The organism is Methylovorus mays (genome assembly GCF_020531915.1).
In the GTDB taxonomy this organism is placed as follows: domain Bacteria; phylum Pseudomonadota; class Gammaproteobacteria; order Burkholderiales; family Methylophilaceae; genus Methylovorus; species Methylovorus mays.
Window position 1 is genome coordinate 579,746 of sequence record NZ_JAJAVG010000008.1, and the last position, 25,282, is coordinate 605,027.

General features: G+C 56.6%; 12 protein-coding genes. 4 read left to right on the forward strand and 8 right to left on the reverse strand.

Going from position 1 to position 25,282, the window contains the following annotated elements; translation table 11 throughout:
- Positions 1-224: 224 nt before the first annotated feature.
- Both LG203_RS13150 and LG203_RS13155 read right to left on the reverse strand, forming a co-directional pair.
- Complete coding sequence (locus LG203_RS13150; protein WP_230346177.1) at positions 225-1,532, reverse strand: diguanylate cyclase domain-containing protein; 1,308 nt, start codon at positions 1,530-1,532, stop codon at positions 225-227.
- Positions 1,533-1,665: 133 nt separating this feature from the next.
- Positions 1,666-2,394 (reverse strand): Crp/Fnr family transcriptional regulator, encoded by a 729-nt coding sequence (locus LG203_RS13155; RefSeq protein WP_230346178.1) that lies wholly within the window; start codon positions 2,392-2,394, stop codon positions 1,666-1,668.
- Between the two features lie 284 nt (positions 2,395-2,678).
- On the opposite strand from LG203_RS13155, the gene LG203_RS14385 reads away from it, so the two are divergent.
- On the forward strand, positions 2,679-2,807 hold the full coding sequence (locus tag LG203_RS14385) for a hypothetical protein (protein WP_013443364.1): 129 nt from the start codon (positions 2,679-2,681) through the stop codon (positions 2,805-2,807).
- A 28-nt stretch (positions 2,808-2,835) separates the two neighbouring features.
- Positions 2,836-11,559 carry a GH36-type glycosyl hydrolase domain-containing protein gene (locus LG203_RS13160; RefSeq protein WP_456085641.1) on the forward strand — a complete coding sequence of 2,908 codons (8,724 nt, stop codon included), beginning with the start codon at positions 2,836-2,838 and terminating at the stop codon, positions 11,557-11,559.
- Between the two features lie 102 nt (positions 11,560-11,661).
- Here LG203_RS13160 and LG203_RS14445 read toward each other — a convergent pair whose 3' ends face one another.
- From LG203_RS14445 to LG203_RS13195, 6 genes are all read right to left on the reverse strand, one after another.
- Positions 11,662-14,139, reverse strand: a complete 2,478-nt coding sequence (locus tag LG203_RS14445) for a PAS domain S-box protein (protein WP_328487157.1) — start codon at positions 14,137-14,139, stop codon at positions 11,662-11,664.
- A gap of 122 nt (positions 14,140-14,261) precedes the next feature.
- Complete coding sequence (locus LG203_RS13175; protein ID WP_230346180.1) at positions 14,262-14,912, reverse strand: FMN-dependent NADH-azoreductase; 651 nt, start codon at positions 14,910-14,912, stop codon at positions 14,262-14,264.
- 167 nt (positions 14,913-15,079) lie between these two features.
- Positions 15,080-16,540, reverse strand: coding sequence for a MocR-like pyridoxine biosynthesis transcription factor PdxR (pdxR, locus tag LG203_RS13180; RefSeq protein ID WP_230346181.1), 1,461 nt, complete (start codon positions 16,538-16,540; stop codon positions 15,080-15,082).
- Positions 16,541-16,764: 224 nt separating this feature from the next.
- The gene (locus LG203_RS13185; RefSeq protein ID WP_328487160.1) at positions 16,765-18,168 is read right to left on the reverse strand and encodes an efflux transporter outer membrane subunit; all 1,404 of its coding nucleotides are present in this window, start codon (positions 18,166-18,168) and stop codon (positions 16,765-16,767) included.
- 2 nt (positions 18,169-18,170) lie between these two features.
- Positions 18,171-21,308: an efflux RND transporter permease subunit gene (locus tag LG203_RS13190; RefSeq protein WP_230346182.1), complete on the reverse strand. Its 3,138-nt coding sequence runs from the start codon at positions 21,306-21,308 to the stop codon at positions 18,171-18,173.
- Between the two features lie 8 nt (positions 21,309-21,316).
- Positions 21,317-22,492, reverse strand: coding sequence for an efflux RND transporter periplasmic adaptor subunit (locus tag LG203_RS13195; RefSeq protein ID WP_328487162.1), 1,176 nt, complete (start codon positions 22,490-22,492; stop codon positions 21,317-21,319).
- 140 nt (positions 22,493-22,632) lie between these two features.
- On the opposite strand from LG203_RS13195, the gene LG203_RS13200 reads away from it, so the two are divergent.
- Together LG203_RS13200 and LG203_RS13205 are read left to right on the forward strand one after the other, a co-directional pair.
- Positions 22,633-23,271 carry a TetR/AcrR family transcriptional regulator gene (locus tag LG203_RS13200; protein WP_230346183.1) on the forward strand — a complete coding sequence of 213 codons (639 nt, stop codon included), beginning with the start codon at positions 22,633-22,635 and terminating at the stop codon, positions 23,269-23,271.
- Between the two features lie 171 nt (positions 23,272-23,442).
- Positions 23,443-25,278: a GGDEF domain-containing protein gene (locus LG203_RS13205; RefSeq protein ID WP_230346184.1), complete on the forward strand. Its 1,836-nt coding sequence runs from the start codon at positions 23,443-23,445 to the stop codon at positions 25,276-25,278.
- Positions 25,279-25,282: the final 4 nt, after the last annotated feature.

A 25,282-nucleotide genomic window follows, 5' to 3' on the forward strand; every position in this document is an offset into this window, starting at 1 on the left:
AGGTACCTTGCAGAGAACCGTACGAATGGGCAACAGGCATCACCTGACACTTGCGGTAATCGTGAACTTGTACCGCGAATGCTTCGTAAGTTAGCGAATCAAGCGCGCAATATCTGTGCGTTAACACGCATACTTTACTAGGCCGTTTCATGAGGGCTTTGATGCAGACCATGACAATGCCCCTCACCAATCCAGTCTACACAAGGATGAGGGCAGGTAGTGGATTAAAGGCGGCTGAAAAACTTGTAATTGTTGCGTCCCTGCTTTTTCGCCTCGTACATGGCGCTATCCGCATGATTGATCAGGGTTTCCGCATCAAGCCCATCATGTGGGTAAAGACTGATGCCGATGCTGGCGGTCAGGTGCAAGTGCTTGCCTCCAACCGCGTGTGGCTGCTCCAGCGCGCGCAGTATCTTGGTGGCAATCAGGGCGGCATCGTCACCTTGTTTGCTTTCGTCCACCAGCATCAGAAACTCATCGCCACCTTGCCGGCTCACGGTATCCGACTTGCGTACCAGCGCAATCAGGCGTTTGGCCACCGACTGCAAAATCGCATCCCCGACGACATGGCCGAGGGTATCGTTGATCTGCTTGAAATTGTCCAGATCCATGAACAGCACGGCCAGCTGGCTGGTGCCACGCTCAGCCAGGGTGATGGCCTGCGACAGCCGGTCATTCAGCAGCATGCGGTTGGGGAGATTGGTCAGGTAATCATGCTGCGCCAGATGCGCCATTTTGCTCGCCATGGCACGCGCCGCACTCACATCGTGAAAGACAATCACGGCGCCGGTCAGCTTGCCGCTACCATCGTGAATCGGCGAGATGGAATCTTCGATCGCCACCTCGCTGCCATCACGACGTATCAATATCGTATCGGGGTTGAGCCCTTGCGGTATGTCTTCCGCCAGCACGCGGTGCACCGGGTTCTGGTCATGCTCGCGGGTAAGGCCATTAATCAGCTGGAATACATTGACGATAGGCAAGCCTTGCGCCTCTTGCCGTGACCAGCCAGTGAGCTCTTCTGCTGCGAGGTTGAGATAATTCACCTCGCCCTGTATGTCGGTACAAATCACGGCATCACTGATCGAGTTAAGAGCAGTTTCCGCCCGCTTTTGCTCCTGCTGCATAAAACGCTCGAATACACTGCGCTGCAGCACATTTTCCAGGGTCTGGATGATCTGGTCCGGCGTAAAGTGGGCATGGGTCAAATATCCTTGCGCGCCTCGCTCAGCCGCCGCTTTGATCAGGGCCGCCGCGGCAGCGGTATCTTCTGTCTGCAAGGTGACTATTGGCGTGCAGGGTGCCACGGCAAACAGGCTCTCAAACGTGGAAATGCCGGCGCTGTCAGGCAAGCCCAGATCGACGATGATGGCATCCACCTCTTTTGTCTTGAGGAAATGCAGCGCCCGTTTCAGACGACGCACCCAGGTCAGCTTGAAAGGATGCGACCGGACCCGCCCAAAGACTGTTTTTAATTGATATCCGTCCTTGGCCTTATCGGTAATCAACAGTATTTGTCTTGGCAGCACCATGGCAGCTCCTGAAAAGGCGAATGGAAGCCGTAGCGCCACGATGGCGATAGCATCGGCTGCTGTCAGCTTATTCCACTCGCAGAGGCTGCACCGTGCCCTTGCGAACATTGGCGCTACGATGGTCAGATTGAGGTCAGTCGATCACCGAGTTGTGCAGCGAAGGCAGCAAGCGGTCAAATTCGGTCTTGACCACCTGATAGCACTCGCAGACCCGCATTTCCAGGCCGGGCCGGTCCAGCACCATGATGTGACCACGACTGTATTCGATCAGGCCATCGCGCTGCAGTTTGCCTGCCGCTTCGGTCACGCCCTCGCGCCTTACCCCCAGCATGTTGGCGATCAATTCCTGCGTCATGCTCAACTCGTTGCCCGGCAGCCGATCCAGACTGAGCAATAGCCAGCGGCAGAGCTGTTTTTCCACCGAGTGGTGCCGGTTGCAGACAGCGGTTTGCGCCATCTGGGTAATCAAGGCCTGGGTGTATCGCAGCAACAGCCGCATCACCGGTCCGGCACGATTGAATTCATCCTTGAGCAGCCGCGCCTTGAGCCGGTAACCATAACCTTCACTCTGCACCACCGCCCGGCTCGGCGTGGTTTCGCCACCCATGAACAGCGCAATGCCCAATATGCCCTCATTACCCACGACCGCAATCTCGGCCGAGGCGCCATCGGCCATCACATAGAGCAGCGACACGATAGCGGTGGTAGGGAAATACACATGGTGCAGCTGCCCTCCGGATTCGTACAGGGCCAGACCGAGGGGCATTTTTACCAGTTCGAGATGCGACTGAAGACGCGCAAACTCGGCCGCTGGCAGGGCATCGAGCAAATGATTCTGGTGTGGGGTGTGCTGTATGGACATAGGCTTCCCCTTTCTGAGATGCGGCACCTCGTTCGTTAACCAAGGCGATCTTTAGCCTCTACTTTAGTACATGACAATAGCACTGATATGTTCGATACCGAACATAAGCATGCGTCGGCAATACATTGCGGGAATAAACCACCTGTCTGTTTGGTGGCGCACAGACAGGCATAAAAATACAGGCTAAAACTAACAGCTCGGAAAGCCGCCCAGGCTGATCGTTTCCTCCATGCTAACCCGGGCACTCCCCATATGGCTTTCCTTTCCCTTTAGGAGTACAGCGCATGAGCAAGGAACAGAAAAGCAATAAAGCCGACAAGAAAAAACCCGTGATGAGTGCCAAGGAAAAGCGCGCCGCCAAAAAAACCAAAAAAGATGACATCAAGCCATTTTTAACGCCCGACAAACACTGATCTCATCTGTCATGAAGCACAGGCAACCATGCCTGCTTCATGGCAATCGTTACGCACTCGTCCCTTCCGCAAGCCAGCAACACTCTGCCATTCAATAACCGCGCCGCTACCTTCGCACGGTGATTGGCCGCACTTTCACCAGGAGCAGATCATCATCAAGGAACTCGGCTTTTCGTCGCGACCCCGCCATCCCCGGCATAGTGAGCAGGATACGGAATTGTTGCGCTCCGAATTGTTCAGCATAGAACAGCTGAAACGGCATGCGGCCATGCTGGCCACCCAGCATGTGCTGACGCCTGGGCCGGGACCAGACCACCTGCTGCCCCGGTTGGCAGATAATGCCCGCGTGCTCCTGGCAGCCTATGAAGTGGTGACCACCGCGGCGACGGAGGGCCAGCATCTGGTGCCTGCTGAAAGCTGGCTGCTGGATAACTTTTACCTGATCGAGCAACAGATCAGCCTGGCTAAACGGCACTTGCCACGCGGCTACAGTCGCCAGCTGCCAAGGTTGGCGAATGGCATCTCGGCCGGGTTTCCGCGCATTTATGATCTGGCGCTGACACTGATCTCGCACATGGATGGCCGCGTGGATAACGACAACGCCAGCCAGGTAGTGGAAGCTTACCAGAGCGTGGAGGTATTGCGCCTGGGCGAGCTGTGGGCCTTCCCCATCATGCTGCAACTGGCCTTGCTGGAAAACCTGCGCCGGGTGGGCGTGCGCATTGCCCGTCGCCGCGAGGAGCGCGATGCCGCCATTGCGTGGGCAGATCGCATGCTGACGACGGCGGAGCAGGAGCCGCAGCTGTTGATTCAATTACTGGCCGAGTTTGCCAATGCCGATGTGCCGCTGACCGCGCCGTTCGTTGAGGAGTTTTACTCGCGCCTGCAAGCGCATGGCTCGGCCATGGCTTTTGTGCAAGCGTGGGTAGAGCACAAGCTGCAGGAGCAGGGCGTCACCGCCACCCAGCTTTCCGAGGCAGCCAGCCGCACCGCAGCCGCCAACCAGATTTCGATTGCCAACAGCATCAGCAGCCTGCGCTTTATCGGCACCATGGACTGGCGCAATTATGTAGAGTCGCTAAGCAAGGTCGAGGAGGTGTTGCGGCATGATCCAGCCGCCATGTATGCCTTGCAGGATTTCACCACACGCGACCGTTACCGGCATGTGATTGAAGATGTGGCGCGCCGTTGCGGCAAACCCGAGCCTGTGGTCGCCGAAGCGGCCATTACACAGGCGAAGCTGGCAGCAGCAAGCCAGGGAGCAGCGCACCGCACCGCCCATGTCGGCTATTTTCTGGTAGATCACGGCTTGCCCATGCTGGAAAAAGCCATGGGTCGCCCACCCTCCTGGAAGATACCGGCGCGCCAGTATTATCTGCGCCACCGCCTGTTGGTATATCTGGCCCCGATGGCGCTGCTGACGGCGCTGTCCGCGTTCATCGTACTGCGCCAGCTGCAACCGCTGGCGCTGGGCAGCATGTACTACTGGCTGTTTGCCGTGCTCAGCATGGTTGGCCTTTCCACCTTGTCGGTCACGCTGGTCAATCTGGTGGCGACCTGGATGCTCAGGCCGCGTGTATTGCCGCGACTGGATTTTTCGCAAGGCATTCCGCCCGAGCATTGCACCATGGTCATCGTGCCCACGCTGCTCACCTCGATGGCCGCGATTGATGCCTACATGGAAGCGCTGGAAATACGCTACCTGGGGAATCGCGATGCCCAGCTTTACTTTGCCCTGCTCACCGACTTTCCCGATGCACTGACCGACAGCCTGCCAACGGATGCGGCCTTGCTGGCCCATGCGCATCAGGCGATTGCCACGCTCAATGCGACCTACCGCGATGATCGCCCCTGCATCTTTTATCTGCTGCATCGCCCCCGCACCTGGAACCCGGTGGAGCGGCTATGGATGGGCTATGAACGCAAACGCGGCAAGCTGGAGCAGTTCAACGCGCTGTTGCGCGGCAGCGGGCAGGCCGCGTTTCCGGATATTGTCGGCGATACCCAACTGTTTCCGCGCGTACGTTATGTGATCACCCTGGACACGGACACCCAGCTACCGCGTGATACCGCGCGCACCCTGGTCGGTAACATGGCCCATCCGCTAAACCGGCCGGTGTACGACGCCAGAGTAGGCCGTATCGTGGAAGGCTATGCGATTCTGCAACCGCGCGCCGCCACCAGCCTGACCAGTGCCACGCGCTCTTGGTTTACGCGCCTGTTTGCCGGGGAGTCCGGCATAGACCCTTATACACGCGAGATATCGGATGTGTATCAGGATCTGTTTGGTGAGGGCTCGTTCATCGGCAAGGGCATCTACGATGTGGATGCCTTTCGGCAAGTGGTGGACCAGCAGTTCCCCGACAACCTGATCCTGAGCCACGACCTCCTTGAGAGTGGCTATGCCCGCTCGGCCCTGGTAAGCGATGTCGTGCTGATAGAGGATTACCCGGCCAGTTATCTGGCTGATGTGAGCCGCCGACACCGCTGGATACGTGGCGACTGGCAGCTGATCGGCTGGCTGTTTCCACGCGTGCCTGGCCCAGAGGGAACCACAGGCCAGCGTGGGCGGCGTGCGCCCAATCCGATCAATGCGCTTTCGATATGGAAAATCTTCGATAATCTGCGGCGTAGCCTGGTCGCCCCAGCCTTGCTCATGTTGCTGGCAAGCAGCTGGTTACTGGGGGTAGGTTCTGTCACTTTCTGGGCTGGCCTCATCCTGATCGTGCTGTTTGCGCCCATGCTGCTGACCAGCCTGGTCGATGTGGTGCGCAAGCCTGCGGATCGTGCCTGGCTGGTACATCTGACGCAGACTGGCAAGTCCGCCATACCGCCCTTGTCGATGGGCTTGCTCACCCTGGTTTTTCTTCCCTATGAAGCCTTGATCGCGGTGGATGCCATCCTGCGCTCCGCCTTGCGCATGCTGTTTACCCGCCGCGGGCTTTTGCTGTGGCATACCCGCGCTTATACCGTGCGCAATGCCAAACGCACCCTGGGCGACTTTGTGCTGGAAATGTGGATAGCGCCATTCCTCGCCATCGCGCTGTTTGCCAGCCTGCTTGGCCTCATGCAGCAAGAGCAGGTGATTGCCTGGCAAGTCATCCTGCCGATTTTATGCGTATGGCTTGTGGCGCCGGTGATCGCCTGGCGCATCAGCCTGCCTCTGCCCAAAACCACAGCCGAACTGACTACAGAACAACGTCTGTTCCTGCGCAAACAGGCACGGCGCACCTGGCAATATTTCGTGTCGCTGGTCGGTCCGGATGATCACTGGCTGCCGCCGGATAATTTCCAGGAATTCCCCGCGGGCATGATCGCGAGCCGCACTTCACCCACCAACATCGGCATGGCCCTGACGTCCAATCTGGCGGCCTATGACCTGGGCTACCTCTCGGCCGGAGAGCTGATCGCGCGTAGCGAGCACACGCTATCCACCATGGGCTTGCTGGAGCGCTATCGCGGCCACTTTTACAACTGGTATGACACCCGCACGCTGGAAGTACTGCGCCCGCACTATGTCTCGTCCGTGGATAGCGGCAATCTGGCAGGCTGCCTGTTGACCCTGCAAATGGGCCTGCTGGAGTTGAAAAAGCAGGCCACGCTACCGTCGCAGACATTCCACGGGTTGCAGGATACCTTTCAGGTGCTGGAGGAGCATGTGCCCGGGACCGCCGGCGCTGATGCCAAATCGCACCTCAGCTGGCTACGCAAGGAGCTGAACGCATTGTGCGCGCCTGGCGTTGCCTTCCCCAGTCCGACTGCGGCCTTCACGATACTGGAGCAACTGCACGACAGCGCCGCCGCGCTGGCGATATCACTGGCTAACGAAGGAAACACCGATGCGCAACTCGGCACCTGGCTAGACGCACTGGACAAGCAATGCCTGGCGGCCTATCAGGAGTTATCGCTACTGTCTTCCAGCCCTCATCATGTGCCGGATGACGGGAACGCACCCCACGAAAGCCAGTCGCGCCATGCGCGTATTGATGATCTGATGGCGCAATGTGCCCAATTGGCGGTCATGGATGCCGACTTCTTGTATGACGCTGAGAGTGGTTTGTTGAGCATAGGTTACGACGTGCGCGAGCGCAGGCGCGACCCCTCCTGCTACGATCTGCTGGCATCGGAAGCGCGCCTTGCCAGCTTTCTGTTCATCGCCGAAGACAAACTCCCGCAAAAACACTGGTTTACCCTGGGCCGCCTGCTGACCAGTCAGGGCGGCGAACTGAGCCTGATCTCATGGAGCGGCTCCATGTTTGAATACCTGATGCCGCAGCTGATGATGCCCAGCTACGACAACACCCTGCTGGACCAGACCTGCAAGGCGGTCGTACTGCGCCAGATTGAATACGGGCGGCAGCGTGGCATACCCTGGGGTATTTCCGAATCCTGCTATAACGCGACCGACGCCAGCCATATCTACCAGTACCGGGCATTTGGCGTACCGGGACTGGGCTTCAAGCGTGGTCTGGCCGATGACCTGGTGATTGCCCCTTATGCCACGGCGCTGGCGCTGATCGTCATGCCGCGCGAAGCCTGCCGCAACCTGCAAGCCATGGCGGGCCTGGGCTTTACCGGGCAGTTCGGCTTTTACGAAGCAATCGACTATACCCCGTCACGCGTGCCGCGCGGCAAAACCCATGCGGTGGTGAAGTCTTACATGGTGCACCATCAGGGCATGAGTTTGCTGGCGTTTGACCATGTGCTGCACGATGCGCCCATGCAGCGCCGTTTCATGGCAGCCCCTGCCGTACAGGCCACCGCCTTGCTGCTGCAGGAGCGCGTGCCCAAGAAGGGCGATACCCTGCATCCGCATGCTGCAGAAGTAAGTGCCGCCGCCAGGCCACCGGTGGCAGACCGAGGTTCGCTCATGCGAGTGCTTACCAACCCGCACACCACCCTGCCAGAAGTGCATTTACTCTCCAATGGCCATTACCATGTCATGGTCACCAACTCCGGTGGCGGCTACAGCCGCTGGCGTGATCTGGCGATTACCCGCTGGCGTGAAGATGCCACCATGGATGGCTTTGGTACCTTCATCTACCTGCGCGACCGCGATACCGGCTATTACTGGTCAAGTGCTTACCAGCCCACCCATGGCAAAACCGATAGTTTTGAGGCGATTTTCGTGCAGGGGCGGGCGGAGTACCGCCTGCGCGATCAGGCCATTGAAACCCACACCGAGATCAGCGTCTCACCGGAAGATGATGTCGAGATCCGCCGCGTGACGCTGGCGAATCTGTCCTCACGGCACAGGCGCATTGAAATCACCACCTATGCCGAAGTGGTGCTGGCCCCGCTGAATGCCGATCTGGCGCACCGGGCGTTCAGTAATCTGTTTGTGCAAACCGAGATTCTGGCGGATCGCCAGGCCATCCTCTGCACGCGCCGCCCGCGCACGCCAGAGGAACAGGTGCCATGGATGTTCCATCTGCTGGCAGCCCCCGGGACCGTGTCTGGTGCCTTGTCCTTTGAAACAGACCGCGCCCAGTTTATCGGCCGCGGGCGCACGGCCAGCCACCCCGTGGTCATGGATAGCCGCGCTGGACCAGCACTGCTTTCCAATAGTGAGGGCTCCGTACTGGACCCTATCGTCGCCATCCGGTGCAACATCAGCCTGCAAGCCGATACCTCGGCTGTCATCCAGATTATTTCCGGCGTGGCAGATACGCGTGAGCAGGCACTTGCACTGCTGGATAAATACTGTGACCGCCATTTTGTGGATCGCGCATTCGAGATGGCCTGGTTTCATAGCCAGGAAGTCCTCCGACTGATCAATGCCAGTGAAGCCGATGCCCAGACTTATGCGCGTCTGGCCGCCTCAATCCTTTATGCCAGCGCTCTACGCCGCGCCCCGCCCGCCGTGATCCTGCGCAATCAGCAAGGGCAATCCGGCCTGTGGCGTTTTGGTATTTCTGGTGATCTGCCGATTGTGCTGCTGCGGGTGGGCGATATCAGCCGTCTTAACCTGGTGAAGCAGGCGCTGCAAGCCCATGCCTATTGGCGCATGAAAGGGCTGGTGGTCGACCTGGTGATTATCAATGAGGATTTCTCCGGCTACCGTGCCCTGCTGCATGACCAGATCATGGGCCTGATCAATGCAGGCTCAGAGGCCCAGGTCATGGATAAACCCGGCGGCATATTCATCCGCCGGGCGGAGGAGCTGTCGGAAGATGCCCGCGTGTTGCTGCTCTCGGTCGCCCGTGTGGTGCTACATGATACGGCGGATACGCTGATCGAACAGATTGATCGCCGCGTGTCTACCGAGCGCGTATCCGACATGCTGCAACCGGTATTGCCGCATGAAAGTACCCCCAACGTGCCGCTGCAGGCGCCACCCCGCCAGTTCTTCAACGGCCTGGGCGGCTTTTCGGAAGATGGGCGCGAATACATCATCACCTTGCCGCCCGGCGCGACGACCCCTGCACCTTGGTCAAATGTGATCGCCAGCCCGTATATCGGCATGGTGATCAGCGAAAGCGGCAGCAGCTATACCTGGGTAGAAAACGCCCACGAGTTCCGCCTCACCACCTGGCATAACGACCCGATCAGCGATAGCAGCGGCGAGGCTTTTTATGTGCGCGATGAAGAGTCCGGCGCTTTCTGGTCGCCGACGCCCTTGCCGGCACGCGGCCTGTCGGGCTATATCTGCCGTCATGGTTTCGGCTATAGCGTATTCGAGCATGAAGAAGCGGGCCTACGCTCCGAGCTGACCACCTTTGTCGCCATGGACGCGCCCGTCAAATTTGTGGTGATCAAACTGAGCAATCACTCGGGCCGCGCGCGCAAGCTTTCGCTCACGGGCTACTGGGAGCTGGTGCTGGGGCAGTGGCGCCATGCCAACATGATGCATGTGGTGACCGAAATCGACCCTCACAACCACGCCTTATTGGCACGCAACCAGTATGGCCAGGAATGTGCGAATCGCGTGGTATTTGCCCAGGTTAACCTGAGTGAGCGCTCCATGTCGGGCAACCGCGCCGAGTTTATCGGGCGCAATGGCACACTCGCCAGGCCCGCCGCCATGCAACGCAAGCGCCTGTCAGGCCGCACCGGGGCCTGTCTGGACCCCTGTGCCGCCATTCAGGCGCCCCTGGAACTGGCCGAAGGGCAGACACGCGAAGTCGTTTTTGTATTCGGCGCGGGCGCCAATACCGACGAAGTGCACCACCATATTCAGCAATATTGCGGACCTGCCGGTGCCGATGCGGCCCTGGAAAAGGTAAAGGCTTACTGGGAAGTAACCCTGGGCGCGGTGCAGGTGACGACGCCCGACCGCGCCATGGATATCCTCACCAATGGCTGGCTGCTTTACCAGACGCTGGCCTGCCGCCTATGGGCACGCAGTGGTTACTACCAATCCGGTGGGGCTTATGGTTTCCGCGACCAGCTGCAAGATACCATGGCGCTGGTGCATACCACCCCGAGTCTGGCACGTCAGCAACTCATTACCTGTGCCGAACGGCAGTTCAGCGAGGGGGATGTGCAACACTGGTGGCATCCACCCGCCGGGCAAGGCGTACGCACCCACTTCTCGGATGATTACCTGTGGCTGCCCTATGCCACCTGCCGCTATGTGCAGACCACGGGCGATGTCGCCGTGCTGGATAGCCGTATTGCCTTTCTGGAAGGGCGCCTGCTGAATCAGGAAGAAGAGTCTTATTACGACCAGCCGCAGCGCTCGGCCGAAGAAGCCACGCTATACGAGCATTGCGTGCGGGCCATCCGCCATGGCTTGCGCTTTGGCGTGCACCAGTTGCCGCTCATGGGCTGTGGCGACTGGAACGATGGCATGAACCTGGTCGGCCGGGCCGGTCAGGGCGAGAGCGTGTGGCTGGCCTGGTTCCTGTTTGACAACCTGACCCAGTTTGCCAGCCTGGCACAAAGCCGCCACGATACCGCCTTTGCCGAATTCTGTACCGGGCAGGCCGCCCTGTTGCGCCAGCATATTGAAGCCCATGCCTGGGATGGCAACTGGTACCGCCGCGCCTATTTTGACGATGGCACACCACTGGGCTCCAGCAGCAATAGCGAATGCCAGATCGACTCCATCAGCCAGAGCTGGGCCATCCTCTCCGGCGGCGGCAATCCCATGCGCGCGCGCATGGCGATGAAAGCGGTGAATGAACGCCTGGTCATGCCTGATGAAAAACTCATTCGCCTGCTGACGCCGGCATTTGACACCTCCAGCCTGCAACCTGGCTATATCAAGGGTTATGTGCCCGGCATCCGCGAAAATGGTGGGCAATATACCCATGCCGGCGTGTGGGCCAGCATGGCCTACGCCATGCAGGGCGACACCGAGCAGGCATGGGCGCTATATGGCATGCTGAACCCCATCCATCATGGCAGCCACCCGCAAGACATGCTGCGCTACAAGGTGGAACCCTATGTGATGAGTGCGGATATTTATACGGCAGAAGCGCATATGGGCCGTGGCGGCTGGAGCTGGTACACCGGCGCGGCAGGCTGGATGTATCGCCTGGGGCTGGAAACCCTGCTGGGGCTGGAGTTACGCCAGGATCGCCTGCTCATCCATCCACGCATTCCTGCTGACTGGACCACCTATCAGATCCGCTATCGCTATCAGCAAACGCATTACCAGCTCAACTTCAGCTGCACCGGTACCCACCGCAACGTCATCAAGCAGGTGTGGCTGGACGGGCAGCTGATGGAGGCCTGGCCGCCCAATACCTTGCTACTGGTCAATGACGGAGTGGATCATGTAATGAATATTGCACTGGAGGGGTGAATCATGCCGGCGGCAGCGCAGTGATCCAGCGATATGGATCCTGCCCGGGTATTGGCTTGAAACACCGTGTAAAGGGTTAAGTCCACCCCGATGGCGTCGGTTTTATCGCCCCACCGCCGCCAGCAAGGGGCGGGCAGCGATGGCGTTACCCGCCTCGACCTTGTATCGTGCGACGGTTTCCATCAGGATATTCGCCTGATCCGCCAGCGACATGGCGGCCGCAGCGGCCTCCTCGACCAGCGCCGCATTCTGCTGTGTTACGCCGTCCATATTGCTGATGGCGACATTCACCTGGGCGATGCCCGCACTTTGCTCACTGGAGGCCTTGGTAATTTCTGCCATGATATTGGTCACGCTCTGCACGGAGGCCACAATATCACTCATTGTCGCGCCGGCCTCCCCCACCAGTTTTGAGCCATCCTTCACTTTCTCTACAGAGACAGTGATCAGCTGAGTGATCTCCTTGGCAGCCGAGGCCGAGCGCTGGGCCAGATTGCGGACTTCACTTGCCACCACGGCAAAACCTCTTCCGTGCTCGCCCGCACGCGCGGCCTCTACCGCCGCGTTGAGCGCCAGAATATTCGTCTGGAACGCAATGCCATCAATGACGCTGATGATGTCGACGATTTTTCTCGAACTCTCACTGATGCCGGACATGGTCTGGATAACCTCATTCACCACATCGCCGCCTTTGATCGCAATTTCGGAAGCACTGTGTACGAGCTGATGGGCTTGCTTGGCGCTATTGGCATTCTGTTGCACGGTCGACGCCAGGTCATCCATGCTGGAAGCGGTTTCCTGCAGCATGGATGCCTGCTTTTCCGTACGCTGCGACAAGTCGTTATTCCCTGTCGCAATTTCATTGGCAGAGGTAGAAATGGTATCGCTGGAGCGCTTGATCTGGGTAATGATGCCCGCCATGTTATCGATCAACGCATTGACGCCCTCACACAGAATGCGCAACTCGGCGGTTTTATCATCCAGCATGATGCGACTGGTCAGATCGCCCGTCTTGGCGGCCGCGACTATCGCCTGGGTTTCCTCGACAGCACGATTCATCACCTGGGTGCTTAACACCTGCGCGGTAATATCCGTTGCATACTTGACGACTTTGTATGGCTTGCCATTCAAATCAAAGATGGGGTTGTAGGAGGCCTGCAGCCAGACTTCCTTGCCACCCTTGCCCATGCGTTTGTATATACCGGCATCGTATTGCCCGGAACGCAGGCGCTCCCAGAATTGGGCGTAATCAAGACTGTTACGGTATGCGGCATCCACAAACAGGCTGTGCGGCTTGCCTGCAGCCTCTTGCAATGAGTAACCGAGAATATCGAGAAACTTCTGGTTGGCCGTGAGCACCGTGCCATCCAGGTTGAACTCGATCACGCCTTGCGATTTACCAATTGCCGCCAGCTGGCCCGAAAAATCGGCATTTCTTAATTCCTGCTCGGTGATGTCAGTGGCGTATTTGACGACTTTGTATGGTTTGCCATTCAAGTCAAAAATGGGATTGTAAGAAGCTTGCAGCCAGACTTCCCTGCCACCCTTAGCAATGCGCTTATAAATCCCTGCATCGTACTCACCTGCACGCAGGCGCTCCCAAAGTTGCTGATAGTCACGACTGTTGCGGGTTGCTTCATCCACAAACGTGCCATGTGGCTTGCCAGCGGCTTCTTCCAGCGAATATCCCATGATATCCAGAAACTTCTGGTTGGCCGTAATGATGGTGCTGTCCAGATTGAACTCGATAACGCCTTGCGACTTGCCAATTGCCGCCAGTTGTCCCGAAAAGTCCGCATTTCTTAATGCCTGCTCGGTGATGTCAGTGGCGTATTTGACGACTTTGAATGGTTTGCCATTCAGATCAAAGATGGGGTTGTAGGATGCCTGCAGCCAGACCTCCTTGCCACCTTTGGCAATACGTTTATAAATCCCTGCATCGTATTGGCCCGCACGCAACCGTTCCCAAAGCTGTTGATAGTCACGACTGTTACGGGTTTCCACATCCACAAACGTGCTATGCGGCTTGCCAGCGGCTTCTTCCAGCGAGTACCCGAAGATATCCAGAAACTTCTGGTTAGCGGTGATCACCGTGCTATCGAGATTGAACTCAATCACGCCTTGCGATTTGCCAATCGCCGCCAGCTGACCATCGGCATCAAGCGCCTTTCGCTGCTGGGCTGTAATATCCGTCGCATATTTAATGACTTTGCATGGTTTGCCATCCATATCCAGTACAGGAGTGTAGGAGGCTTGCAGCCAGATTTCCTTGCCGCCCTTGCCCATGCGTCTGTATACACCGGCATCGTATTGCCCGGCACGCAGACGCTCCCATAATTGCCGATACTCGCTGCTATTACGGGTTTCTGCATCCACAAACGTGCTATGCGGCTGGCCAACAGCTTCATCCAGCGAGTAGCCGAGGATATCCAGAAATCTCTGGTTGGCCGTGATCAACTGCCCATCCAGGCTAAATTCGACGACGCCTTGAGCATTACCTATTGCTGCCAGCTGACGCTGCAGATTTGATAACTCAAGGTCATGTACTGTTTTTGTTGAGAATAGGCGCGATAGCAACATGGATAACTTTAGAAGAGTGAACTCAAGACATATCTACGTCGCCTTTCTCACACTCTTTAAAGTGAATCGATATTCGCCATATTCGCCGCACACCTTTCCGTGTTATTGAAGCAACCGGGTCGCTACTGCAGCCTGGCGATACTGTCTACCCACTCCTGGGCAACGGCATCCAGTTCGTGACGCGCACGCTTCAAGGCCTCTTCACGGGCCACCTGATCCGAAAACTGCAGCGGCTGCGCGTCAACAAACCAGGGATTTTCCACCCCGAGAAAGGCGAAGGGAGATCTCAGTGCCAGCGTAAGGGCATCCATGTGTGACCAGGGGCTGAGGCCTGGCCTGAGGTCGGCGCCTCTGGCGGTAATGAACAGGGTTTTCTGGCGGGTAAGGTTACCTGTTGTGGTGCCGTCTTCATGAAAGTTGTAGGTGAGGTTGGTACGCACCAGATTATCAATAAACGCCTTAAAGCTGGATGGCATGGAGAAGTTGTACATGGGCATGGCGAATACCAGCAAATCGGACATCAGTACCCGCGCACAGAGATTGTCCGAATATTCCAGGGTCTTTTTCATGGCGTCGGTGCGCTCTGCGGCAGGCGTGTAGGTTGCCTTGGCAAAATCACCACTCACATGCGGCGGTGTCTCAACTGACAAATCAAGATAATCGACTGTCAGTCCGGGAATCCGCTTTTTCAGCGTTTCCACAAAATACGCGGACAACATTTTTGAGTTGGAAAGCTGGCGCTTGGGGCTGGCGTCTACATGCATCAGTCTCATTTCAGTCACTGCCTTTTCGTCATGATTAAACATGACGACCATGGTAGGCAGTACCATCCTCCGGATACAGGGCCAAAAATTGCATATACGACTGGGCCATGAATGGCGTCGGGTAGTAACCGCGGCACCTGGAAAGGAAACCATCTGGCGGACAACAAGCTCCGGCGTCAGGTGAAGAAGCCTTGCAACTGCCGCGCCGCATGCTCGGCTGTTTTTTCATTGGCAATATTGGTAAAGCCGATGATAAGGCCATTATGTGAGGAATGGGCTCTGGATGACTGAGCGCCGTTGGCCGTCCAGCGGGATAAGGCATGTATGCCATAACCCAGCTGGTTGAAGCCACTGACAATGGCCTGGTCAGTGTGCGGGCTGATGATCTTCGCCGCGAAATGCGTGCCATTTTTGTGCGCGTTGATCTCGAGATGGTTGCCCAGCACATCCCTCAGCACCTTGCGCGTCATTTCCCGGCGCTCAGCATAGAGCGACCGCATTTTCTTAAGATGTCGCGAAAAATGCCCCTCGGCAATAAAATCATTCACCACCAGCTGAGGGCCTATCGAGCTACCCAGTTGATAAAGTCTCGCTTTCTCGGTGCAGGTATCCACCAGGCTCTGCGGCAACACCAGGTAGCCCAGGCGCAAGGCAGGGAACAGCGTTTTACTGAAGGTGCCCGCATAGATGACACGATCATACTGATCCAGGCTTTTAAGCGAGGGCAAGGGGTAACCGGAATAGCGAAACTCGCCGTCGTAGTCGTCTTCAATGACCCAGGCGCCAGCGCTGCCTGCCCAATCGAGCAATTGCATACGCCGGGACCAGGACAAGGCCATGGCAAGTGGACTCTGATGCGACGGCGTGACAATCGCCAGACTGGCGTGGGGAGACATGCGTATGCCTTCAGACACCATCATGCCTTCCTGGTCCACCGGCACGCGTACCAGATGGGCGCCCACATCCTGCAGCATGCTGGTCGCCAGAATATATCCGGGGTCTTCCATCCAGACATCCTTCCCCTGCAGACCCAGGCAACGCGAGAGAAAGTCCAGCGCGCCCTGATAACCCACCGTGATAAATACTTGCTGCGGCTCGCACGCCACCCCGCGCGACAAGCGAAGGTAAGTGGCTATCGATTGCCGCAGGGGCAAATAGCCCAAGGGATCGCGATAGGAGAAATCACCGGCCGACAGGCTGCGCATTCGTCTTGAAGCCAGTCGGGACCACACTTTTCTGGGGAAGGCATCATACGCCGGACTGCCGGGCAGAAAGACATGCGAAGGCCCGCCTGCAACCAGGCCAGGTTCTGGATGTGCCATGGAAGAAGTCTTGCGTGGACGGGGGGTGCGGGCTGGTGTGGCTTGCCCGACAGGCCGGAACGGCGCATGCACAAAAGAGCCCGCCTGCCCTTTCGAGACAAAAATGCCCTCGCCCAGCAGCATGGAATACGCACTTTCGACCGTGCCGCGTGCCACGCCAAGCTCGCTGGCGAGTACACGGGTAGAAGGCACCCGGTCGCCATCATTCAATAAGCCACCTTCCACCGCCTCTTTAAAGCGGGTATATATCTGGAGATGGATGGGCTCAGACGCCGCCTTGTTCAGGGTGATTATCGTTGCAGACTTTTTCACCATGGCCCAGTGCAATTCGCAAATAATGATTTTTTCATTATGCCTTGCAGGGAGGTGACTTGGCGATGTCGTGCAGTTTCAGAATGAACTACTAACAGCATCGAAGGATTTCAAGCCGAGGAGCAATGCTTTCAATATTCGCCATTTAGGCAACACTCATGAGGCAAGCCTGTGGTCACCTTCGCACCACATGACCACAGACTGCCTCGGCAATGTCAGCTAAACAATCAGAATGCCCCTCCACCCAGCACCTTGTACAGGGTGACCTGGTTGGAAACATCCGACAGACGCACAGTGATGAGATTCTGCTGTGCGGAATAATAGCTGCGTTGCGCATCCAGCACGGTCAGGTAATTATCCAGGCCTTTTTCGAAGCGCAGACGGGAGAGCGTGAAGCTTCGTTCAGTTGCATTTACCAGCGCAGTCTGAGCGGACAACTGCTCTTCCAGCGTAGCGCGTTGGGCAAGCGAGTCAGACACTTCCTTGAAAGCGGTCTGGATGGCCTTCTCGTACTGCGCCACGCTGATATCGCGATTCACTTCCGCTACCTTGAGGTTGGCCTTGTTCAAGCCAGCATTGAAGATGGGCAACACGATCTGCGGTGCAAAACTCCATGCACGATTGCTCCCGTTGAACAGACTTCCCAGCTCATTGCTGGCAACACCAGCGCTGGCAGTAAGGGAAATCGTGGGGAAAAACGCAGCCCGGGCAGCGCCAATATTGGCGTTATAGCCTTGAAGATCCCGTTCTGCTTCCAGCACATCGGGGCGGTTTTGCAACACGGTGGAAGGCAGGCCATCAGGAAGGGTCGCGGTTTGAGAAACGGCCTTCAATGACCTCGTCTCATCAAGATTGACCTCTGGCGCAGTCCCCACCAACAGTACCAGGGCATTCCTGTCCTGATCTACCTGCGTCATGTATTTGGCTACATCCGCCCGTGCAGACTCCACACTGGTTTCTGCTTGCCGCAAGGTGAGCTCGGTGACGCTGCCAAATTCCAGCTGGCGCTTGGTCATGTCGTAGGATTCCCGCTGCGTGCGCAAGGTTTCCCTGGCCAACTCCAGGCTTTCCATATCCGCCACCATGGTGAGGTAGGCGTTCGCCACCTCGGCCACCAGCGTGATTTGAGCGCTACGCTTGGCTTCTTCGGTCGATAGGTACTGGTATACCGCCTGATCACGCAAACTGCGGACGCGGCCAAAGAAATCCAGCTCATAAGACGAGAAGCCCAGGTTTGCCGAATACTGATGGGTCAGCAATGTTGAGCCGGTCGTGGATGCGGCGGCGGGCGTACGTTGATTGGTGCCACTGCCCGTCGCATTGATCTTGGGGAAAAGGTCTGCGCGCTGGATCTGATACTGGGCACGCGCCTTTTCAATGTTCAAGGTGCTCACACGCAGATCACGATTGTTTTCCAGCGCCTGCCGGATCAGCTTTTTCAGGTCAGGGTCAGTAAAAAACTGTTCCCAGCCCAATACTGCAGGGGCGGTGGCCTGTTTCTGCACGGCATCTGCCGTGGCTGGCCACTGGGCAGGAATCGGCGCTGCGGGCCTTTCGTATTTGGGCTGCATGTTCATGCAGCCAGCCAGCATGAGGGCGACGATTCCAAGAGGATAACTATGCTTGTTCATTTTCATTGTTCCTTTTTGCTGCGCTCGCTTATCCATTCAACACTCCTGCGCACCGCCACAAAGAACAGCGGTACAAACAGAATTGCCAGCACGGTGGCGGTAATCATGCCGCCTATCACACCGGTACCCAGCGCGTTCTGTGCACCGGAACCTGCTCCGCTTGATATCGCCAATGGCAATACCCCGAGGATGAATGCAAGCGAGGTCATCACAATCGGCCGGAAGCGAAGTCTCAAGGCTTCCAGCGTGGCTTCCACCATCTCCTTGCCTTGCTCCATCTGCTCCTTGGCAAACTCCACAATCAGGATGGCATTCTTGGCAGACAAGCCTATGGTCAACAACAAGCCGACCTGAAAATACACATCATTGGAAAGCCCTCTCAAGGAAGCGGCGATCAAGGCACCGACAACCCCCAGCGGCACCACCAGCATGACCGCAAACGGAATTGACCAGCTCTCATACAAGGCGGCAAGACACAAGAACACGATAAGCAGTGACAAAGCATACAGTGCGGGTGCCTGCGAACCGGTCATGCGCTCCTGATAGGAAAGGCCAGTCCACTCATAGCCAATGCCTGGAGGCAATTTGCTTGCCAGGGACTCCATGATCGCCATCGCCTCGCCTGTACTGTGCCCAGGGGCAGGGGATCCCATGATTTCTGTGGAAGACAAGCCGTTATAGCGCTCCAGCCGAGGTGATCCGTACGCCCAGTGCGCCGTGGCGAAGGAGGAGAATGGCACCATCTCGCCATTGGCATTCCTGACGAACCATTTCTCAAAGTCCTTGGGATCCATGCGGGCAGACGCATCTCCTTGCAGGTAAACCCGCTTGATGCGACCACGGTCAATGAAGTCGTTGACATAAGAGCTGCCCCAGGCGGTCGACAGCAAGGAGTTGATATCCGCCAGCGAGATGCCCAGCGCATTGGCTTTGGCCCGGTCAATATCCAGTTTGTATTGTGGAGAATCCTCCTGCCCATTTGGTCGAACGCCCACAAGCGCAGGGTTGGCCGAGGCCATCCCCAGCATCTGGTTGCGTGCCTGCATGAGCACGTCATGGCCTACGCCAGCCCGGTCTTGAAGTTGCAAGTCAAACCCTGTGGCATTGCCGAGTTCAACCACCGCCGGTGGAATAAACGCGAACACCATCGCCTCGCGGATTTGCGAAAAGTAACCCATGGCTTTACCGACTACGGCGGTTATTTTCAGATCGGGGCGCTTGCGTTCAGACCAGTCCTTCATGCTGACAAAAGCAATGCCGTTATTTTGCCCGCTACCGGCGAAACTGAAGCCGGAGACGGTAAACACCGATTTGACGGCTTCTTTCTGATCTTCCAGAAAATGCCGTTCGACTTGCTTCAATACGGCCTGTGTGCGCTCAGTGGTTCCTCCCGCAGGCAGTATCACCTGGGTAAACAGAATGCCTTGATCCTCATCGGGCAGGAAGGAGGACGGTAAGCGCATGAAGAGTACGGCCATGGCAACAACGATCAAGCCATACACAATGCCATATCGCCCAAGACGGCTCAGCATGCGCTTCACCAGTGACTGATTCAACTTCGTGGTACGGTCAACGCCACGATTAAATCGGCCAAACATGCTGCTGAAGAGGCTGCGCCTTGCGCCTGCATGGGCATGCGTATGAGGCTTGAGCAAAGTTGCACACAAGGCAGGGGTCAGAATCAGCGCAACCAATACCGAAAGCGCCATGGCGGAGACAATGGTGATGGAGAACTGCCGATAGATCACGCCCGTAGAGCCACCGAAGAATGCCATGGGAACAAACACGGCAGAAAGTACGAGCGCAATGCCGATCAGCGCCCCGGTAATCTGCTCCATGGAGCGGCGTGTCGCCTCTTTGGGTGACAGGCCTTCTTCCTGCATCACCCGCTCCACATTTTCGACGACGACAATCGCATCATCAACCAGCAGACCAATCGCCAGCACCATGGCAAACATGGTCAGTGTGTTGATGGAGTATCCGGCCGCCGCCAGCACACCGAACGTGCCGAGCAGTACCACGGGAACAGCAATGGTCGGGATGAGGGTGGCACGAAAATTCTGCAAGAACACATACATCACGATGAACACGAGAATGATGGCCTCAACCAGTGTTTTCACCACCTCTTCTATCGAAATCTTGACAAAAGGTGTGGTGTCATACGGCAGCACGGCTTTCATGCCCTGCGGAAACAAGGGCTCCAATTCGGCCAGCTTTGCCTTCACTGCCTCTGCCGTATCCAGCGCATTGGCCCCGGTCGCGAGCTTGATCGCCAGACCTGTGGCAGGTTTGCCGTTGTAGCGTGCCACCACATCGTAGCTCTCACCGCCAAGCTCGATGCGAGCAACATCCCGCAATCTGACGGCAGCGCCATCGGTCGTGCTTTTCAGCAGTATGTCGCCGAATTGTTCTGGTGTTTGCAAGCGGCTTTGCGCTGTCACCGTGGCATTAAGTTGTTGCCCCTGACTGGCTGGCATGCCACCAATCTGGCCTGCCGATACCTGGGCATTCTGTGCCGTGATGGCCGTGCTGATGTCCGCCGGAGTCAGCCCATAGTTGTGGAGCTTGGCAGGATCCAGCCAGATACGCATGGCATATTTGCTACCAAACAGCTGCGTATCGCCCACACCGTTAATCCGGCTGAGTACGTCTTGAATATTCGACCCGACATAATCGCCCAGGTCGATATTCGACATGCTGTTGTCTTCTGAAATAAAGCCCACCACCATCAGGAAGTTACTGGATGCCTTGGCTACCTGCACCCCCTGCCGCTGTACATCTTCGGGCAATAGTGGCGTCGCCAGAGCCAGTTTGTTCTGCACCTGTACCTGGGCAATATCGGGGTTCGTGCCCGCATCGAAGGTCAGGGTAATCGTCACACTGCCGGATGAATCACTGGTGGAAGACATGTAAGTCAGGTGATCGATACCTTTCATCTTCTGCTCGATCACCTGCGTGACGCTATCTTCCACCGCTTTTGCCGAGGCACCAGGATAGGTGGCGGTAATGGAGATGGCGGGTGGTGCAATAAGCGGGTATTGGGCAATCGGCAACGAGCGGATGGCGAGGATGCCAGCCAGCATGATGACAATAGCGATCACCCACGCAAAAATAGGACGATCAATAAAGAATTTGGACATCATCGCTCCTAGATTTGCTTGCTTGCAGGGTTTTTATCAGGCGAAACCACCTGCGCCGGCATACCTGGACGTATCTTTTGCAAACCGCTCACAATCACCTGATCGCCAGCATTCAGGCCTTTATGCACCAACCATTGATCGCCATGGGTCTGGTCTGCCTCGATATTGCGGATTTCCACCTTGCCATCCCGGCTCAGCACAAATACCGTGGGGTTTCCTTTGGAATCACGGCTCACGCTACGTTGTGGCACGAGGATAGCGCGGTCATCCACGCCTTGCTCCAGCACAGCACGCACGTACATACCCGGCAACAGCACACCCTTGGGGTTAGGGAAGACGGCGCGCAGGGTGACGGTGCCCGTGGTCTGGCTCACGGTAATATCGGTAAAGGCAAGCTTGCCGTTCAAGGCATAGGTGCTGCCATCTTCGAGTACCAGTTTGACCTCCGCCTGGTTTTCCCCGGCCTTTTTCAGCATGCCGCTTTCCCATTGGCGACGCAGCCTTAACAGTTCGGCACTGGATTGGGTGACATCGACATATATGGGATCAAGCTGCTGAATGGTAGTAAGAGCCGTCTCCTGACTGGCGGTCACCAACGCCCCGGGCGTCACATTCGACTTGGCCACCCGTCCGGAAATGGGGGCGATGACGCTGGTGAATCCCAGATTGATTCTCGCTGTCTGCAAGGCGGCCTTGGCAACATCCACATCCGCCTGCCCCTGGCCCAGCGAAGATTGCGCGTCTTCCAGATCCTGTTTGCTCACGGCCTGTATCGTTGACAATTCGCCATAGCGCGTGGCCTTGCTCTTTGCTGCCACCAGATTGGCCTCGGCCTTGTTCAGGCTGGCCTGTGCGCTATCAAACGTCGCTTTATAGGTAGAAGGATCGATTTGATACAAAGGCTGACCTGCTTTCACGTCAGCCCCTTCAACAAACAAGCGTTTCTGCAGAATGCCACCGACTTGCGGACGTACCTCCGACACCAGAAAAGGCGAGGTGCGGCCTGCCAGTTCGGTCGTGAGATTGACCGACTGCGGCTGTACAGTCAGGACTTCAACCTGTGCCGCGCCTGGCGTGGCTTGTGCGGGCGCGCCTCCTTGATGACATCCGGCCAGGAGCGCATCCCCAGCGATCAATATCAGCAAAATGGCTGACAGGCGCATATGTTTTACATTGGATTTCATTTGGCTTTCCTTTAACCCCGTGAAGGCACAATTTGCACAGAACATTTAAATTTAGATCAATCATTCTAGATTGAGCGATCATTCTAATATAAACTAAGTAAAAAGCAACTTTTTTACATTTTTTGATGTTAGGAGATACGATGTCCACTTCACAGCCCCCCATCAGCCGGGCCGACCTCAGGCGCAACCAGGTGCTGACGGCCGCCACGGAATGCTTCAGAGCGCATGGTTTTCACGGCACCAGCATGTCCCAGTTATCAAAAGCTTCCGGCATGAGTGTGGGTCACATCTATCATTATTTTGAAAATAAAGAAGCCATCATTGAAGCCATTGTAGAAAATGATCTGCTGAAAATATTGAACATCCCGGAACGTATTGAGCAAAGCCGTGGCGATAGCGATATTTTTGACGCCTTGGTTGAAGATGTGAAACAGAGCGCTGCCGATGCGTTTTACGACCCCGATGCCGCGCTGTTGCTGGAGATCGTGGCAGAGGCCGCGCGTAACCCTCGCATCGCCAGCATCATCCGACGGGCAGAGGTCTTGGCGATGGAAAGCATCAAGAATTACATCCGGAAAGGGCTGCATCAACGCAACGCGCGTTTTTCAGAAGCGTCACTGGATACCGTCTGCAACATGCTTGCATCCTTGTTCGAAGGGCTGACCATCCGCCTGATCAGAAATCCTGACCTATCTTTGCAAAGCAGCATCCCCATGATGCGCAGGATCATCCAATATATGCTTGAACATGAGCTTCCCAGCGCAGAAGATACCAACTAAGCAGGGGGAAGCAAGAACACACCCAGGGGCCGCAAGGCCCTTTTTTATTGCCCCCAGGCCGCTAAAGTGGCTTTAAGAAATGCAAAAAAATGCCGATACGCTTACAGCAAGCCAGCATCTAGGCTAAAGTTTATAAAAACCGTAGTCTCTCCAGCTTCTGAAAGCGGCCCCATGATGCACACTATCGCTCAAGGCAGCGGAATGCCTCGCGCAGGCGGGACCAGCAGCCTGATGAAGAGCTTCATCACCTTTGGCATTTCATCCTTGCTTATTCTGATCAGCCTGGCCACTTTTTTAATCACCGTGGAGTGGCAGGAATTCAGGCGAGCCAGTGCTGCCCATCAGTCCACCATCAAACTCAAGCTATTGTTGCTCTATGCAGAAAAACTCTCGCGTGAGCGTGGGCCGACCAATGCCATTCTCGGAAACACGGATGCTGATGACAGCCAATTACGACAGACCCTGGAGCTTGCAAGAAAAGAAACGGATAACGCTTATGCACGCCTCTGCGCCACCGTAGGCTGCAACACGATATCGAACAACCTGACCAGCGAGCTTAACGTACTGGCGCATGAACTCGCGCAAGAGCGGGAAAACATAAATGACCTCGCAACCATGCCACTGAACGAGCGCGGCAATGAAAGGATAAGTGCGCAAATTGATCGCATGATTGGCTTTATAGACAAAATAAGGCCTTTGATCACCGCCCTCAGCAACGATGTCATCACCGCCCTCAGCAACGATGTCATCACCTCCTCATCGGCGATCAGCCTGCTGATTACCGAAGCTCGGCTGGCTGCAACATTGCGCGAATATGCAGGGCAATTAGGATCGGCACTTACCCCCTCACTCAGCTTCAAGCGCGAAAGAACCCTGAAAGAACAGCTTAAGCTGGAGCGCCTGAAGGGACATATTGAAGAATTGCATATGCGTCTTTCTGCCCACTTGGCGGTGGGAGCGCTGCCGGCAGAAATTGCCAACGCAAAAACCAACATGGAGCAGGAATACTTTGTACATGCCACGGCCTATCTTGCCAGTATCGAAGCATCAAAAAGTCTGCAGACACTCCCCAGTCCAGACACATTTTATAAAACCTATGTGCCGCTGATGGATTCGATTCTGACCCTGCGGGATGCGCTGCTGACGGAAGCCGAAGCCACTACGACCAAGGCCAAGGAAGATTCGTTGCTTGCGCTGAGTGTGGTGAGCATCCTGATGCTTGTCTTCCTGGCATTGACCATCAAGAAACTGCGCATCATTCATCAACAGGTCGTGGTTCCGATGATGCAGGCCTCTCACGCACTCAGAGCGATCAGTGCTGGCCATTATCAGGAAATTACCCATTCGAACAATCTGCCGGAAGAAATTGCCGAGGTCATGGAAGGTATCAACACATTAAATCGTCAGATCAATGCGCGTATCCGCCTGGAACATGAGCGGGATGAACTCGTTAAAACCCTGACCCTGCAGTCGTCCACCGACTTCCTGACGGGCTTGAAAAATCGCCGCGGCTTTTATGAGGCCGCCAATATCGAATACGCCCGCGCGCAACGCCATGCCTGCGAATGCTGCGTCATGATCATCGATATTGATCACTTCAAGATAGTGAACGATACCTACGGACATTCCGCAGGTGACTGGGCACTGACCTTCATTGGCGGCATTCTGCAAGATAATTCGCGCATACACGATATCTCCGCACGGCATGGCGGTGAAGAATTCATCTGCATGCTGGGCAACAGCAACCTGAAGGAAGGCTGCATGTTTGCTGAAAAAATCCGCACGCTGATAGAGGCCGCCATGGTCGACATCGGACCAGACTTAACGCCGATCAAACTTACAGTCAGCATAGGCATCACCAGCACCCACGATCAGCACCCGCCACTGGAGCAGCTGATCGAGCAGGCAGACCGCGCCCTGTATATGGCCAAAAATCTCGGTCGCAACCGCGTGCAGCGCTTTGACCACACCGCGCTTGCCGCGACGGCGCAATATTCGCTGCTTTGAGGGT